Raw genomic sequence first — 16,470 nt, 5'->3', positions numbered from 1 at the left:
ACGTAGAGAGAGTGTCCCGACCTCAACCAGATTAGAATGGATCACTTGCTGAGTATTTCAATAGAGCCGCTGCGACTAAACCAGTGCGTGAACCTTCGATTGGAGGTTTTTGTACGCTGATTCAGCTGTTTCGACGTTCTTAGCACCCGTGATAACCATCTTTCCGTTAGCGAATACCAGCAACACGGCACCGATTTCTGCGGGTCGGTAAACCAGGCCGGGGAACTGCTCGGGTTCATACTCTGTCACTTCTAATCCTAATCCGATTGTAAGGGCATTCAGAGAGACCGGTTCATCAAGCATCGCCGTACAAACGACATTTTGGATGGTGAATCCTATCTGCGCGTTTTCTTCGATAACGTCCAAATCTGCGAGCAACCTCTGAAACGCTTCATTCGTCTCGTGTAACAACTCCTTACTGGAGCACCCACTGATGATGTACTTCCCGCTCCGATATATTGTGATGAGTGGTCCGTCTTCTTCGAGGCGTACGTAGAGACCATGGTAGTTTGACGGATCGTATTCCGAGTATGGCGTCGACAAGTCGGCTTCCACGGCTTCAACATCCAGTTCTACTCCAAGATCGCCGGAGCCGACGACGTTCGTAATCTCGACAGTCATCGTTCACCCGGGTGGCTGTCGACGACCAGTGATGCAGTGACCAACTTTGGCTCCTCAGGGGTAACGTGTTTTTCCTCGTCTAATCGGGCTAATTCATCGTCACGCTCACGGCGAAGCGACTCAAGCTCACGCTTTGCGTTCCCGATTGGTGCTGACATATCCTTTCCCTGCTCGTCCTGGTGTCGATAGGTTTCCAGACGCTCCTCCCACTCGCTAATTTCTTCCTCGAAGTGCTGTTCAGCGTGTTCACGCTTGATTTCAACTTCTCGTTCACGCTCCTCACGTGCTTCCTCAGCGAACGATTCAACCTGCTCCCACGCTTCCATCTCCGCAATACTGTGCAGTTCCTCTGCCGTCGACGCTAACTGTTCAAGAACCGGCGCAGGGCCGACTTCCCCCGGTGGGAGCGTGTCCACAAACTCCGGCTTCTTCGTTCCCACTTCACCTTCGGACGTGACATAGAGTGGAACCAGTTTTTCCGTTACCGCTTCGCCGGCCCCAGAAACGTATCCCAACCGATACGTGAACAGGATACCAGGAGTGGACTCTCCATCAGCGGCTACTTTCATAGCGACCTGTCCGCCGATACGGTTCGAGTCCAAGCAGAACTCAATGAGTGACTGTACGAGCGGATGGTCCAGGGCAATGAATTCGACTTCGTCTTCCTCCATCGCTACTTGGCGTGTGAATGTCGCTTGCTCGTATCGTCCCGCGATTTGATCCCCGGAGAGAACATCTGGAACGTCGAGTTGAAACACGTCTCCGCCGGCACGAGCTGGGCCAGGACGCACGCCACGGATGTCGCCGCCGAATTCGTCGAAGAACTCACGGACCAGAACTTCGATATCGTCTTCGCTGACGTCGCCGTGTTGACTCCGTTCAATCACGTCGAGGATCTCGTCATCCTCGTCGGAGAGATCGAATCGATCCCGGATGAGGAACTCATTCTCAACCGTTTCCAGTGCGTTCTTTCGTTCCTCGATGGTCTCGTCGATATCAGCGACAACCTCGTCTGTAGGACGATCTTCAGCGATTGCGGCCATAATCGTATCGTCGAGATCGACGTCTTCCAGAACCCGACCAAGCACATCGGATCGCATCCCGAGGTCGGATTCGATCTGATCCGTCTTCTCGACTAGCAGGTTCAGGATCTCGCTTTCCCGTGTATTCTTGAAGAAGAGGTTCCGAATCTCGACTGTCCGTTCCTGCCCGTATCGGTGTAGTCGTCCCATTCGTTGATCGATTCTAGTCGGTGACCACGGCAAATCGAAATTACACAGGATATGCGCAAACTGGAGATTCAGCCCCTCCTGGGCCGCATCTGTCGCAATCATTATACTTTTCTCGTTCTCGAAGTCAGCCATTTCTTGTCGACGGCGCTCCTGATCCAAGTCACCGTAAACCTGCGCGATATTGTATTCAGCGAAAACCTGATCGCGGAGGTACTCAAGGGTGTCAGTGTATTCGGTGAAGATGAGAATTTTCTCATCGGGGTCCTCGGTTAGAATCTGGTCGACAAACTGCTTGAGCATCCGAGCCTTCGAATCGGTCTCAATATCCTTAGCTTGCCGCCAGAGCTGTTTGACGCGGTCGAGTTCTTCCTGTATCTGTGACTGATTCAGCGTGACTGTGACCGTCTCCAGCGCCTCCTCGACGCGCTCGCGCTCGGCGTCGGTCATCATCTCCGGTTCGGTGCTGTACCGTGGGATGAGTTCCTGGACGTCGTCGGGCAAATCCTCCGCGACCGCGTCGTTCTGGATAGCACGCATCCGATTTTCCAGGGACTTCTGGATGGCGTATATACTGGACACGAGGCGCTTCTGGTAGATAACCATCGTAAACCCCGCCGCCTTGTTTTCCTCCTGCTGAGCGAGGTTGTAGTACTCGCGGATGTACTCGGTGACGTCGTCGTACAGCTTCCGCTCGGCCCGCGACATATTGACACCCAACGCTTCGATGTTCTTTTCGGGGAACATACGCGTCCCGTCAGTCTCGTACATATCCTCCTTCAGCCGGCGGATCATCAGGTCTTCGAGCCCGTCCGGGTGGATCTGCGACTCGTGACCGAAGCGATACGGATCGAGCAGGCTCACCAGGAAGTAGAACTGGTCGGACTTCCCCTTGTGCGGCGTCCCCGTGAGGAGTAGGAGTGCGTCGGAGTTATCAGCCACCGCTTCCCCGACCGTGTAGCGTTGAGTGCGTTCGATGGAGTCGTCGCTCGACCGGCGGGCGGTAAGGTGGTGGGCCTCGTCGAATACCGCGACGTCCCAAGGGACATCGAGGTTACGGAGTGCTTCGAGAACGTCGTCCTGCTTCGCAAAGTCGACGGACGTGATGATGAGGTCTTCCTGTAGCCAGACGTTCTGGTTCGGGTGGGATTTCCGGTGGGTACGAACAGTCTCGCGGTCGTAAATAACGAAGTTCCGGTCGAACTTCTCGCGCATTTCCTGTTGCCACTGTACGGTAAGCGGCGCTGGCGCAACGATCAGGACCCGTTGGGCACGACCGCGGGCGATGAGCTCCTCGATAACGATACCGGCCTCGATTGTCTTCCCGAGTCCGACTTCGTCACCGATGAGGTATCGGTGGTCGTACGAATTGAGTATCTCGTAAGCAGCTTGGACCTGATACGGTTCTATCTCGATCCGGTTGTTCGTCAGCGACAGGAATCGGTTGTACCGATATGCGAGGTCAAGGCGGGTTGCACGTCCCCGAAGGTCATGGTGGATCGGAGAATCGATCTGTCGAGCTGCGAGCCTGTCGACGATAGAGTCGATCCGCTCGATGTGGGGCAGGCCACTCGGGAGTTTCCGGAGTTCACCCTCCGTGGTGTAAACGTGGAGGAGCTGACCCCCGTTTGGGCGGTCTTCGATCTTCGTGATCTCGCCCTGTCCTCCAGCGAACTGAACGTGATCCCCAACCTCGAAGTCAGTCATTCCTCAAGTGAAGATTCGATGATTTCAAGATCGTCTTGTTCGAGCCCGAATAGGTCATAGACGATTTCATCGATTTTCTCGTTAGTGGCGTTCTGTTTTTGCTCCAATTCTTTGGCTTCCTTCTTTCTCTCTAAATACCTCTCAAGATCATCTTCAATCTCACTTAGCTGGGGGAGGGTTAGCTCTTTAAGACGATCAATTAGTGATTTTGTCGTTGTCGCGTTCTCACGGAACTCTGCAAATCCGCCTGCTTCTTCAACAGCGTACGGCACAAATTCTTCTACAAGGGCCATAGTCTTCTCATTCAGGCCAACGAACTCCATTGCTGGTAGGAGTTCAGTTTCGGCATACCCCCACCGATCAGTGTCGTATTCTTCAGGATTCTCTGGTTTATACCTCGCACTTATTTCAACGGTTAGCTTCGCACCCGAGTTTTTGACCTGCACTGAACCAACTCGCAAATTCTCCCGACTTTCGGTTGTTTCCGACAGAATATTTTCCGAAGTACCAGCTGGTGGCTGATACCCAGTTAGTTTGGCCAGCTTAGTACCGTTCTCATACGGAGTGATGTAATCAACAAGTGCCAGATTGATGGCAGCTCTCTGTTTCTGAGTTGTTGTCATCTTTTCAGCCAAGTTCGCTAATCTGTCACCAGCATCCCCTTCCAGGAGAGCAGTGGGAACGGGGAGATTCTTTATCGCATGCGTGAATGACCTCTGGTAGCCACCGCGATACTCCGAAGTCACAAACTGGTAGTACCAATTGATCGGTGTTGAATTCAATACAGCTAGCAGGGCATTAGAGTCAGAAGGAATGAAATAACATGTATTTGCTAGGTAATATCCCTCGCTATCCATTGCGAAGCTACATTCTTTCGAGATATCCGGATAACAGATCTTCGCAGAATCGAAGAACGGCTGATACTCGGCTTGGCCTTGCATCAGTTCGTACCATTCTTCGTTGGTCGCAGTACTACCAATCTGCTCTTTGTAGTTTTCAAGATGCTCTTTCACCGCAGGATATTGATCAATCTGAATGCCCTGTTTTGCATAGATTAGATATCGGTCTTGGAAATCAATATGATACTTGGAGAGGTCCGTTCCTTTAATTAGAGGTTTAATAATCTCCTCAGATTTGGAGTCGGCATCAATGAGTTCCCTGCGTTTCGCCTCATCGATAATGAACGCATCGTTACCACCTGTTTTGATTCCCCACCCGATACCGTCATTTACTTTCGTAATTCCAAGTTCGTCGGTAATATATTCTGAGAGGTGTACCCCATTGGAATCTAAATTACGTTTGATCCGTTCTTCATCTACCGATCCCATCGACCACTTTTCTTTCCCAAAGTAATCTGATGGGAGATCGATTGCTTGGGCCTCAAATGCCTCAGACAGACTCGTAAAGTCGAGAGTTTCAAATTGAGCCACCTGAACATCATCTGTGAACTCCTTTCGAGTGTTCATAATGAGGATTGTAGGATAAGTCGAAATTCCTGGGAATACCTCCAAATCACCAAAGTCAAGGATCTGTTCTACCTGATGTCTGCTGAGAAGTTCTCTTAGATTTTCACCATACTTTGCCCGCATCCATTTGTTCGACACAATCACACCGTACTTCGATGCGCATAACTCCAGGCTGCGTTCCATGAAGTAGCCGTAAAGATCAACACGGCTATCGTGAACTTCGTAATTCGCGGAGAGGAATGGCTTTAGAGGCTTAATCTGTTCCATTCGAACATAGGGCGGATTACCAATTACCGCATCGAAACCAGGGTTGGAGACTTCCGATCCGTCCTCGTCATAGAAGGCTTCCGGATACTCTAGTTTCCAGTGGAAGTAGTCGTCATCATCGGCCCACTGTTGCGCATCTTCGAACCATTGCATCTGTTCGATTTGTTCCCACTCGTCATCGTCTTCCATCGCCGCCGCCATCCGCTCATAGGCATCGCTTGGTAGGTTATCCAGCCCAAAGTCTTCGGCAGTATGGACGTTCGTCATCGCCTCAAGCCGCTTTCGGAGCTTGTTCCGCTCGAATTCGTCATACTTGGCCTCCATCTCCTTGACGTCCGCAAGCTCCTGATTCTCAATGGCGATGAAATCCTCGTATATCCGCATCAACTGCTCAATCGTCCCTTTTCGAGCCACGCCGAAGTCTGCGAGTGAAGCATTCTGCTCGTCGCCACCACTGTCCGACTCCAGTTCCTCGATCTCCTCGATGTCACTTCCAACGAGCGAGTTCCCGGTCTTCAGATGGTGGTCGAGGAACGCAAGCGGTTGCTCGGCGGCAAGCGTCCGCAGCCACAAGGAGACCTTGGATAACTCGACGGCGAGTGGGTTCAGATCAACTCCGTAAATACAGCGCTGAGCGACTTGTCGACGAGCCCAGTTGATATCGTGGCCTTCGTCGACAGTCTCGATACCCTGCTGTGCAGCTTGCTTCTCCTGGGCGTCGATTATCTCGCGGGCCAGGTAGTCAATAGTGCTCGTGAGGAAATGCCCGCTTCCCATCGCCGGGTCGAGAATCTTCAAATCAAAGATACGCTCAGCAAACTCCGCGGCGAATCCACGGTCGTCACCCCGAGCGCTCCGACCGGCGAGATCAGCTCGTATGTCGTCGATTAGCGGTTCGAGCGTGTTCTCGACGATGTACTCAACAACGTACTCCGGCGTATAGTACGACCCAGTAGCCTTCCGCTCACCGCTACCAGTCGTCAAGTACACTTCACCCTCCTGCACGACTATATCTTCGTCCTCATCAGCGCTCACGTACTCACCGTCGTCTAGTGATAGTGATTCGTCGGCGACGTTGAGCTGGTACTCTAGCAGACCCTCATAGATGCTCCCGAGGTGACGGACATCAAGGGAAGAGTAATCGACGAAGATCTTCCCACCGCCGTTGCTGTTCTGGCTTCGAGTGAGGAGCTCGACAACCTTCGCTAAGTAGGCGTCACCAACATCGTGATTAGCGAGGAACTTCGCCTCAGGGCTGTCATCTTCATCCGGATCTGTACGGAATAGACCGCCGTTGTAGGCCGGGATGTACAGGTCCTCCTCCGGAATACCACGGGATTTACTCCCCTGGTCGATCAGCATGAAGAGCTCATCTAGCCGCGTTTGGAGATTATTCCGCCAATCACGGTACTTCGGATCTCCACTATCGAGTTCTTCAGCGATCTCCTGTTTGAGAGAGTTGAGACTGTAGGACTCCTCGTAAATATCGTTACTCGTGTCTAGCAGTTCACGCCCCTCGGCCTCTGCGTAAAGAACGAAGATGAGCCTGTAGAGGTAGATGAGCGAGGAGTCGTGGATACGGTCGAGATCAGTCTCGTCAAGGTCATTCTCCGGATACTGGAGATGTCCCTCAGAGAGTACCTTGATCGCCTCGTAGATGTTATCTTGGAGGTCTTCCCCGAGATCTTGGGCGAAGACATTGGACTCATCATAGACGTCGTCGAGGAAGCAGTCGCCACCGGAGTCTTCAAGAAACGCACTATGCCGGAAGAAGAGGTAGAAGTATTTGAAGTCCTCAAGATCTCCCTTCTCGAGGACGGTAGGCAGGTCGACCTCGTAGTAGGAGTCGAGACGGTGGCTCGTCGGCCCGTAGTAGAGCCGCCACTTCTTCCCGTCCGTCAGCACTGCCCATCGAGCGGGTGTCTCCTGGAGGTAGACGTGGATCTGGTAACTTGGGTTCTCGAAGTCGCGCTCATGCTCACCGCTCCCCCGCGTGTCAAGCGGGCGTCCCCAGCGCTTAGCGTCGGCGACAGCGACCGCGTTCTCGTAGAAGTCGCCACCCCCTTCGCGGCGCTCGAAGGCGTCACGCGCGGCGTCTTCGGTTTCGAAGAAGCCGTAGTCCGGTCGACGCTGTGTCCGACTCGTGCTCTCCTCGACCTCAAAGGGAATCCCCAGCTTCCGGAACATCGGCCGAATGAACTTCTCCTCCAGCTGGGACTCATTCCGCTTCGGGGCCGTGCTCTTCTCCCGGTCGTAGAGATCGACAATCTCGTCGTACGCGGCTTCTAGTTCGTCGTCGTCAACCTCGTCCCATTCCTCCGTCTCGGGGAGATGCTCGTCGAGATAGTAGTTAGAGAACAGGTCACGATTCGTACGGTAGGTGAGTGAACTTTGCATCAGTTAGACAGGGGTCACTATGAGAAATTCGTCCGAATCCTTGCTGTCGATGAGGGCATGCGCGACGGCCGTCGCGTCGGCAACTTCGACGTCAACCGCGTCACCGATCTCGAGACCGAGTTTGTCAAGTTCGGAACCGGAGACGTTGATCCGCCCTGAGTTCCCGGCATTTCGCCCGACTTGTTTGCGGGTCATCACGTATGACACGGCCGAATACGGGCAGACATATAGACTTTTCTTCGACTAACCATTCCAATGATCACTCTCAGCTAAGCCTCGAAGTTCGACCGGATCCTTTCATCCAGGTCATCCCTCATATCATCCTGATATGCCAGATATGTCTCAGCATTCCTCATCCAACCTTTCAAACCAGATGGACTGGCTTCTGGGGATTCGATAATAACCGAGCGAAGCTCAGAACAGACCGTCTCGATTACCTCTATCAGTTCTACAGGATCCATCGTCGACAAGGTCCAATCCGGCGTCTCGAAACTGTTTGCGGCCGTAGTACCTGTCGACCTCAAAGCGTGATCGGGTTCCGACTCTTCTGCACAACGGAGGACGATCGACCCGTGACCTCTGTAGGAATGGTCGTTCATTTTGGTGTAGTCTACGAGCTGCTCTGTCGTATCCTCTGAACCGAGACAGGCCAAGAGCTGGCCCAAGTAGAGCGTGTGGTTGCTCTCCATTGAACGGATATTCGTGTTCTCGATCGCATGGAGAAGCGGATCCTTTGACTCCATCTTCCACACCCAGAACGAGCCGAGATGTCCGTTGTTCCACGAACTCTGGACAAGGAAGGCCAACTGCTCCTCAGCTAAATCTAATTGGGCTGTGTTGAGGTAGTAGTCGTACAGACTTTCTTCGCTACAGCAGTGTCGGTCTCTACGCCTCCATTTGGTCACGTCCGCGTTCAATTCCCGGGATACGCTGTCAAGTTCGATAGGATCGATCAAAGAGGACTGGATATCTGGTCCGTCCTCGCCGGGGCTCACAGGAATCACGTTGTCATCATCTTCCGCCTCGACTTCTCGAACCTCGCCCAGATCCCTGAGGTAGTCAATATTCATTCCGACCACCTGCTGGATCCCATCCGTGATGTAGTCACGCTCTTTTTCTAGGTGGAACTGGACAAAATCTTGGTAGTCCTCCCGTCGGGCCGGACGGTTTCTGTCCCCATCTCGAATATAGACGTCTCCCCGCGACAGTTCAGACCCCAACTCCCGGCTGATAGTGACCGGAGGTGAATCGTAGGCTTCGACGATGATAAGGCAGAGGAACGGCTCCGTATCGTCGTACTTGTGAATCTCGACGTCAGGAGTCGGTGTCAGGTAATCTGCCAGCGTGTTCTGAGGCGTGGATGTATCGACTTCCAATAGACTGGAATATCCACTGAGGTCTTCCGTGGTTCCGACTATGTCTCCGGAGTCATCTACACCGATTAGAATGTAACGTTCATTCTCGTTTAGGAAGCGAAGGCTGTAATCTGGCTGTAGAGTGACTGTGTTAGCCATCGCAGCGATATCCTTGATAAAATCCGCTTTCTTTTCGTTTCCACGGTCCTCGTCGATAGGATAGTGACGTTTCAGGTCAACCCAAGTGTGTTCGTCGCCGGTAAGTTCACCGGCCAGCTGTTCTACTTCCTCTCTAAGCATCTCTTATGTAACAAACAAATCTTGATCATCATATAGCCTGTGTAACTCCGAGGGGGTCTCATCCACAGAAGAGTGCGTAGAGGGTGTCATAGAACGATTAGCACACCAAAGAGCAGGGTGAATGCTGAGGTGGATGAGCTCAGCGACTCTACAAGATGATCCTTCGGTCGAGTCGTTCTTCAATGCCGTGGAAACCGAGACGTTAGCGCTGCTTGATAGTCACTCGAAGTCGTCAAGCGACGTTTGCTCCAACTTCTCCTGAACGTCATCTACGAATCCGTCCACCTTCCGTTGGAGCGCCTGTAAGGACTTCGAGACCACCCTCCATTCGTCTTTTCTCCCTGCCTGAACTTTCTCGATGTGTTCATCCAGTCCCTGCCGCTGGTACTCCGTGAGGATGGTCTCCGTGTGTGCTCGTAGCTCGTTTTTTAGATTGTTATCGAGGTCAACCCACAGCGGGTGTGCGTCCTCAAGGAGATCGTCGGCGTCAAACGTGTTTTGTTTGAGTGCGACGTGAACAGTGGATTGGAGGATGCTGATGGTGAACTGGCGGTAGTCATCATCACCAGTCCCCACGTCAAATGGGAAGTAGTCCGTTGGCAGACGGCGTGTGTTCGTGAAGATGGGAAATTCGTCTTGGAGATCAACGAGATTGAATTCGTAGTTGTCTAGCGTCCGAATGATGTACTGGTTCGCGTCCTCATCGAAGTGAACGACCGCAAAATCGTTCTCAGGTAGGTGTGGGTTTTCGTCGAGGTCTTCGAAGGATGAGTACGAGAATTCAGCGTCGAAGTCCTCTGTGGCATCGGCGGCAGAGACGATACCGCGAGTCAGCAGGACTTCGGGTGAGTGATGTATTGACTCATACTTCTGGTTCTGTTCCTCCTTAATGAAGTACGACTTACAGTCGATGATGATAGAATGGTTATGGGCGCGGCTGGTGAGAATCAAATCTGGATTCACCGAGTCGCCCTCATGGACGAAGCTCGGATCAATGATGTCGACGGTGTAGCCTAGGTTCCGCAGAGCGTCGGGGAACGTCCTGTCGAGCTGGCACAGCCCAATCCACGCATTAATCTGGAGGGTGTGATCGGAGAGGTTCTCCATCACACTCATTCTTCCACCTCCATCGTAGCGTTCGAGTCATAGTGCCGTTGAAGATTCGAGTAGATGCGGAGAGCGGTGTTCCCACATGCCTCGTCGCCGAGGTAGAGTCGTAGCCACTTGGGGCAAATCTCAATGGTGTATTTGTCGTTATTGTGGAGATCCACGCCTTTTATTTTCCAGTACTGGTCATCGAGCTTGGTCTTCGCACCCCAGAGTCGAAGCGGGTTCTTCGCCGTAATGATATTCTCGACGAACTGCCGGACGTCTTCGATCTCGTTGTCCAGTTCGATCACGAGTGGGGTACCGTCCATCCCCGTCCCGTGTTCCTGAGATTCGTAGGAGAGCCGGTGGTTTTCCTCGATCTTCCGCAGAAGCGTTGCGTATCGCTCCTTAATCTCAGCTACGGTGTCAAGATGGAGTTGGATAGAGTCGCCTCCACTAGTGGTGAACCGTCCGTTGTGGGTTACTCGCTCTAAAATGAACGAGCCGTTCACGTTCCGTTTGATGCCGACGCTGGAGAGGGAGAGGAAGCTGGATAGTTCGTCATGACTGTCGAGAATGTCGAATAGAGTTCCGGTTCCACGACCGCTACTGCGCACCGAGAGATCGCCGAAGTCCAGCCTCTCGTCGATGTAGTCCTCGGAGAACACGTCGTCAGCGTCGTAACTGACGCCCACGTCGCGGAACTCGCCCATGTCCATTACCTCACGCTGTTGCTCGATCGGCATCCACGTGTAGTCGAGTCCGTTGCGGACGCCGCTCACCATGTCTTGGACGACTTTCTTTGCGTCCTCAGATTCTTCGAGGGTGTAGAGGGTCCAGAATCGAGAGTCCTCGTGATCGAGGAAGAAGGTGTACTTGGTAGCGTTGCGTTGGATGATGAGTTCTTGTAAGTCGAAGTCTACCTCGCGAGCCTCTGTTATGTCCACTCTCTCGTGGAGTTCCTCCGGAGTGACATTGGACTCAATGAGGAAGGTCTTGAGCATTGTCTGCCCAGGTTGCAATTCTTGTTCTTTCACCAACTCGTCGTACGTACCCTCGATGGTGTGCTGGAAGACGTCGAAGAGGTCTCGTCTGCTCTGGATAGACGAAGTGGACATCAGCGTTCTCGTATTTGATCCTAGTTCACTAGGTGTGTTAGTAATTGGCAATCCACGGTGAAAGTGGATCCATTACGGCGCGTGGGTGTTCTTTTGTTGGTTTGTGGAAGGGCTATTTAAATTCGTGGTGGGTAGGGAGGGACAACGCACAGTAACCCGCTTCTGGTCGTGATTATTGCGCTAATTCCTCCCACCCGGTAGCACGACAGACCCACAACGGGCGTTTTTCGGTTTCGTTCACACGAGGTCCGATATCAAATCCTTATGTAACATATAGATAGCACCGGGAAACAAGAGTTACATAAGGAATTACGACGGTGTTGAGCAGCTACTATAGCCATCCGATCTCGGCGGGTTATCAGCTTGTCTTGCTCTTTATCAATACCTCTAGAACACTCGTCATAGTCGACATCAACCGTGGCAGCTCTGTTGAATCCGCGGAAGGCGTCGAGATTGGATCACTCTGTATTCGGTTCAGGAGCGCTATCGTGAGAATTCAAAGATAGATTCTTGACAGAGAGCGAGAAGATCGAGATTACTGGGTGGATCGATCCAAGTCATCGACGACAAAGAGCGAGGTAACCACCCCTTCAGAGATCGTGATTCCTATGCCATCTTCGGATTTAACAGAACACTTTCGTGCGTTTGATAGTGTCGTCCATTGGAACCAACAAAGTAGAGAGAGCTATTTGTGTTGTTCGAGATAGTCGAGGTATGCTCGGAATGCGGGCGGCCACTGCTCAAGGAACGAGTCTGCTGCTTGTTCGAATCCTCCAAGATCGTCGATCGTGGAGGCGTACTCACGGTTGGCTGGTGCTTCGATAGCTTGGGTCTCTAGATCGACGATCCGAGTGGAGAACTCGATGAGAGCTTCTCTAGTGGGGCTGTCAAGTCGAATTCTGTTGGTGGTTGTTCGCTCGTATAGTGGATGATAGGTTTCCCGGAGTGCGTTCCCTTCCTCGCCGCCTTCGACGAGTTCTGGTGTCCCAGTTACAAAGAGAGAGATATTTTTTGGGAGGGTGTCAGCGAAGTTGTCAAGTGCTTTGAAGTGTTCTTCGGTGCGAACGGATTTTTCGAGTTCGTCAACACCGAGCAATACTCTGTACCCATTGATTTGTGCAAGTGAACTAATCAACCCGAGCACGTCCATGGGTTCATTATTCTCTATTTCTTCGAGAAGACTCTGAGTGAGGCTTTGGGACGTACTGTTGAAGTATTCACTTGCGGTTTTCCCGACTTGATCAATAACGGGTTGGGGAATCGCTGCGTCTGACAGAATGTCTTTTGCAGCCAATTCGAGTGATTTCTTCATGCGGGATTCCCGGATTTCGAAGCCTTCTCGTTCATAGTGTGACGCACACAGATCTGCGACTTTTCGAAGGGTCGTGTCCCATAGTTCGTCAAGTCCGTTGGCGTAGTCCACGTGGTCAAGAGAGCGGGGAGTTTCGAGGTTCGTCCGGAAGGCTTCAATGAGCGCTCCTTGGTTCAAGAAGTTTGTTTCGTCGTCAAGGTCTACGAGACTCACAGCAGCCCATGGCAAAACTTCATCGCGCATCCAATGGAGAAAGAAGGATTTGCCGAATCCGAGTTCACCTTCGATGAACGTGTATGGTTGTGCGGATTCTACGCGGGTGATCGCTGTGTTGATCGCTGATTCTCGGCCGATAGCGATTTGTCGACAGGTTCCGGGTTGTGAAGGTGGGATGTGTGCTCGGAGGTTTTCGATAATGTGGAGTGCTTGTACATCATTGAGTTCCGCTGTGCGTGAGTACGTTGTTTCGGCAGGCCCGGCTGGGTTTCGCCATTCCGCTTGTGCGGAGGTGCTACTGGTTCCGCCTGACCCAGAGATGATTAAACGGTAACTTCGGGCTGTGTCTGTAGTTCGACTGTCGCGGATAATTTCGATGACGTCTCCGGGTTCGCAAGCCAGGTGCTGAATGGCGGGGTCGGTTGATTTGATACGTGGCAGATCGGTCCGGTCGATCGAATATTCACGGCACAACTGTGTAACTCGCTCCTCAGGCACAACTCGGTGTTCAGGCACTAACGTATGGTTGACCGTCGTATTGTCGAGTCCCTCGCCTGAGATGGGGAACCACGATTCTTTGACTTTGAGTCGGTCGATCAAACAGTGGGGGCAGTATATGGCATCGGAGACCAATGGGCTTCCGCATTCCGAGCACGAGGAGACCGCTGTTGTCATGTATAGAATCAGTACATCACAAAGCCGGTTAGTTGAGACGTCTGCTTGCTGAAGGTGTGTCTAAAACCAAGCAAGCAGACGGTGAAATTCATGAGGACCAGCTTCTTAACTTCCTCGTCAACTCCCTTGACGAGGAAGTTGCCCTCACACTCGCTGAAAACGCTAAAATCGAGGCTGAAGACATCTACGAGGTCCTCGTCGGCGCGTGCGCCGACGGGACCTCGGTCTCAACGCTCTGTGAGAAAAGCGAAGATGCACCCCACGAAAACTCGGTTCTCTACCATCTCCGCACCAAATTCGATCTTGAGACGCTCGAACAAGTCGGAAACGCGCTCCTTCAGAAGGACGTCCTCGATGTCCTTCCCCAGCAGGTGGAGGTCGTTTCAGACCTCCACCTGCGGCCCTACTACGGCGACGAAGACGGGACAGACGGCCTGTATCACTCACAAGCGAAGCGTGGAACAACTGCGTTCCATGCCTACGCCACACTCTACGCGCGTGTGAAGAACAAACGCTACACGCTGGCGGTGCGCCGTCTCGAAGACGGCGACACCGCCAGCAGTGTCCTCACAGAGTTTCTCGGTATCCTCGACGACCTTGACCTCGAGGTCAAGGCCGTCTTTCTCGATCGCGAATTCTACGACAGTAAGTGTTTGACGCTGCTTCAGGCACACAACTACGCCTACGTCATGCCGATCGTCCGCTGGGGACAGACGATCAAGCAAGAACTCTCGGAAGGCTGGAGTCGCGTGATTCAACACGACATGACGGCGAAACTCGACGGTCACAGCTGGACCGTCGAGTTTCCCGTCTACATCGACTGTACATACCAAAACGGACGGTACGACGAACATGGGGTGGCGCGTCACGGCTACGCCGCTGACGCGCCGTTCATCGACTCGCCACGAGACGCTCGATACCACTACGCGAAACGCTTCGGTATCGAGGCCAGCTACCGACTCTCCGAGCAAAGTATTGCGACGACCTCGACACAAAATCCGGTCGTACGGCTGCTGTACGTCGTGGTGAGCTTGTTGTTACAGAACGTCTGGCGGTATTTACACTGGGAGTACGTGGCGACGCCCCGCCGTGGGGGGCGTCGCCTCTGGAAGTGGTCGTTCAAGGAGTTCATCAACATGGTTCAACGGGCAGCGTGGACGGCCCTCGCGACGCGTCGGGCCGTCCCCGCAAACCGACCACCAGACGACCGGTTTACCCGCTAATCTCCCACCGCGCTAGCCTTCGCCAAGAGTGGCAACGCTGTCGCTGTCGGCGGCAGCCGCCGCCAACAGCGACAGCTCTCCGTCGGTTCGTCGAAGATCTTCTCGTCAAGGCCACCAGCACAACCGCTCCGCCGTGGAACTCAGGCTTCAGAAACAGCTATCCGAGGATGCTTTGTGAGGTACTGAGAATGGACTGAATCCTTAGCTAATTAGGAGTATCGAATTCCTGGCTTATTCTTATGGATTTCTGCTAATAATCAACTCGTGACCGTCCGTTAGAAGAGGTGCTCTCTGCGGAGCAGATTCGTTATTCGAAATGTGATTCAAGAACGTCTACGAGTGTTTGTTGTTCCCCTTGGCCGTTCGGGGTGAGGAGTAGTCCCCGAGGGCTCAGATTACTGATTCCGCCGTGGTGGTCTGCTGCGTTCATAACGATTTTGCGGGCTTTGTCGTCAGTGAGTGTTGCTGACTCACCGTATGCAATCTCAAGTAGGTTTGCCACTTTGGAGACGAGTGTTACGTAATCTTCCTCCGTGAAGTTGCTTAGGACGAGCTTCGCTGCTCGATATCGGTCTTGTAAGGCTTGGTGGCCTGCTTCGTCAATTAGTGAGTCCCATTTCTCTTGGTTTCCGACAAAAACGAACATCATGTACTCGAATTGACCTTTCTGATAGCATTTATTATATAGGTCAATGAGCCGTTGCGTAGTCGCTGATTCGGGGTTCCATTCAAGCTGCTCCGCGGCTTCGTCGATAAGGATGGTAAACCCGTTGTATCCTAACTCAAGGGCGAGGGATCGCAGATGGCGGAGGTAAGTGTACTCGTTTTCTTTTGTAATGCTATCGAAGCCCACTTTCCCGATCGCGTGTAATTCTTCGAGTGAAATATTTTCTCCTTGTAGATATCCGCTTGCGGCGTTGAGTACGTCAACACGGTCTAGTGTGACGTCGTCACGCTCAACGTACAGTTTCCCGTTGGCCCATGCGTCGAGTAAATTCCGAAGAATACTGTAGATTGAATGCCCGTAAAATCCGTACTTTGTGGCTACCTGTTCGAATTCGCTGCGAGATACTTTTTCACAGAATTGTCGGAGGAGTGGCGTGACGCCTGTCCCGTTCTCATCCGGGTACCGAATGTTTTGGACGATTCCCCGGTAGAGTTCACCCTTGTCAGAGATTGCTTCGAGGTCTTGAATGTCGAACTCGGACCGGATGAAGCCCATGTCGGTTGCTCTGTCAGCAATCAGATTGATGAAGAACGATTTCCCGTACCCGAAGTCACCCAAGACAAAGAAAATTTGTCCGCTTCCTCGCTGGACGCTTTGGAGTCCTTCGGTCGGCTTATCGCATAATCGCCGTTCTTCTGCTTCCCGACCGACGCGGATGTGTTTCACATGCTCGGGTTTGGGTGGGACACCCTGTTGAATCCGGGTGAGAATATCAATGGCTGTATCTTGTCCGATTTGGAGGGCGTCCCCCGCATCACTACCAGTCAT

10 protein-coding genes and 1 pseudogene are annotated in these 16,470 nt (G+C 52.7%); 1 reads left to right on the top strand and 10 read right to left on the bottom strand.

Annotated features, from left to right (window positions below; translation table 11 throughout):
- Nucleotides 1-75 precede the first annotated feature (75 nt).
- From NO887_RS13200 to NO887_RS13160, 9 genes and pseudogenes are all read right to left on the bottom strand, one after another.
- Nucleotides 76-621, bottom strand: coding sequence for a TATA-box-binding protein (locus tag NO887_RS13200; protein ID WP_256418748.1), 546 nt, complete (start codon nucleotides 619-621; stop codon nucleotides 76-78).
- The gene (locus NO887_RS13195; protein ID WP_256418747.1) at nucleotides 618-3,557 is read right to left on the bottom strand and encodes a DEAD/DEAH box helicase; all 2,940 of its coding nucleotides are present in this window, start codon (nucleotides 3,555-3,557) and stop codon (nucleotides 618-620) included. Before NO887_RS13195 ends, NO887_RS13200 begins: the two co-directional genes overlap by 4 nt.
- The gene (locus tag NO887_RS13190) at nucleotides 3,554-7,687 is read right to left on the bottom strand and encodes an Eco57I restriction-modification methylase domain-containing protein (RefSeq protein WP_256418746.1); all 4,134 of its coding nucleotides are present in this window, start codon (nucleotides 7,685-7,687) and stop codon (nucleotides 3,554-3,556) included. Before NO887_RS13190 ends, NO887_RS13195 begins: the two co-directional genes overlap by 4 nt.
- Before the next feature lie 3 nt (nucleotides 7,688-7,690).
- Complete coding sequence (locus NO887_RS13185; RefSeq protein WP_089308955.1) at nucleotides 7,691-7,882, bottom strand: hypothetical protein; 192 nt, start codon at nucleotides 7,880-7,882, stop codon at nucleotides 7,691-7,693.
- 74 nt (nucleotides 7,883-7,956) lie between these two features.
- Nucleotides 7,957-9,342, bottom strand: coding sequence for an AlbA family DNA-binding domain-containing protein (locus NO887_RS13180; protein WP_256418745.1), 1,386 nt, complete (start codon nucleotides 9,340-9,342; stop codon nucleotides 7,957-7,959).
- Nucleotides 9,343-9,561: 219 nt separating this feature from the next.
- Nucleotides 9,562-10,449 carry an apolipoprotein A1/A4/E family protein gene (locus tag NO887_RS13175; RefSeq protein WP_244166259.1) on the bottom strand — a complete coding sequence of 296 codons (888 nt, stop codon included), beginning with the start codon at nucleotides 10,447-10,449 and terminating at the stop codon, nucleotides 9,562-9,564.
- A 5-nt stretch (nucleotides 10,450-10,454) separates the two neighbouring features.
- Complete coding sequence (locus tag NO887_RS13170; RefSeq protein ID WP_256418744.1) at nucleotides 10,455-11,549, bottom strand: hypothetical protein; 1,095 nt, start codon at nucleotides 11,547-11,549, stop codon at nucleotides 10,455-10,457.
- A gap of 685 nt (nucleotides 11,550-12,234) precedes the next feature.
- Complete coding sequence (locus NO887_RS13165; RefSeq protein ID WP_486606387.1) at nucleotides 12,235-13,398, bottom strand: BREX system ATP-binding domain-containing protein; 1,164 nt, start codon at nucleotides 13,396-13,398, stop codon at nucleotides 12,235-12,237.
- Nucleotides 13,396-13,638, bottom strand: a pseudogene (locus NO887_RS13160) (DNA-directed RNA polymerase subunit H); the annotation flags it as partial. The gene NO887_RS13165 and the pseudogene NO887_RS13160, both read right to left, overlap by 3 nt.
- Nucleotides 13,639-13,808: 170 nt before the next feature.
- On the opposite strand from NO887_RS13160, the gene NO887_RS13155 reads away from it, so the two are divergent.
- Nucleotides 13,809-14,975: an ISH3 family transposase gene (locus NO887_RS13155; RefSeq protein WP_256418743.1), complete on the top strand. Its 1,167-nt coding sequence runs from the start codon at nucleotides 13,809-13,811 to the stop codon at nucleotides 14,973-14,975.
- A 307-nt stretch (nucleotides 14,976-15,282) separates the two neighbouring features.
- Here the strand turns inward: NO887_RS13155 and NO887_RS13150 are convergent, their stop codons facing one another.
- Nucleotides 15,283-16,470, bottom strand: a complete 1,188-nt coding sequence (locus NO887_RS13150; protein ID WP_256418742.1) for a BREX system ATP-binding domain-containing protein — start codon at nucleotides 16,468-16,470, stop codon at nucleotides 15,283-15,285.

Source organism: Halorubrum laminariae (genome assembly GCF_024494655.1).
GTDB classification, from domain to species: domain Archaea; phylum Halobacteriota; class Halobacteria; order Halobacteriales; family Haloferacaceae; genus Halorubrum; species Halorubrum laminariae.
The sequence above is the reverse complement of the archived record's forward strand: the minus strand, read 5'-3'. Positions and strand labels throughout refer to the sequence as shown.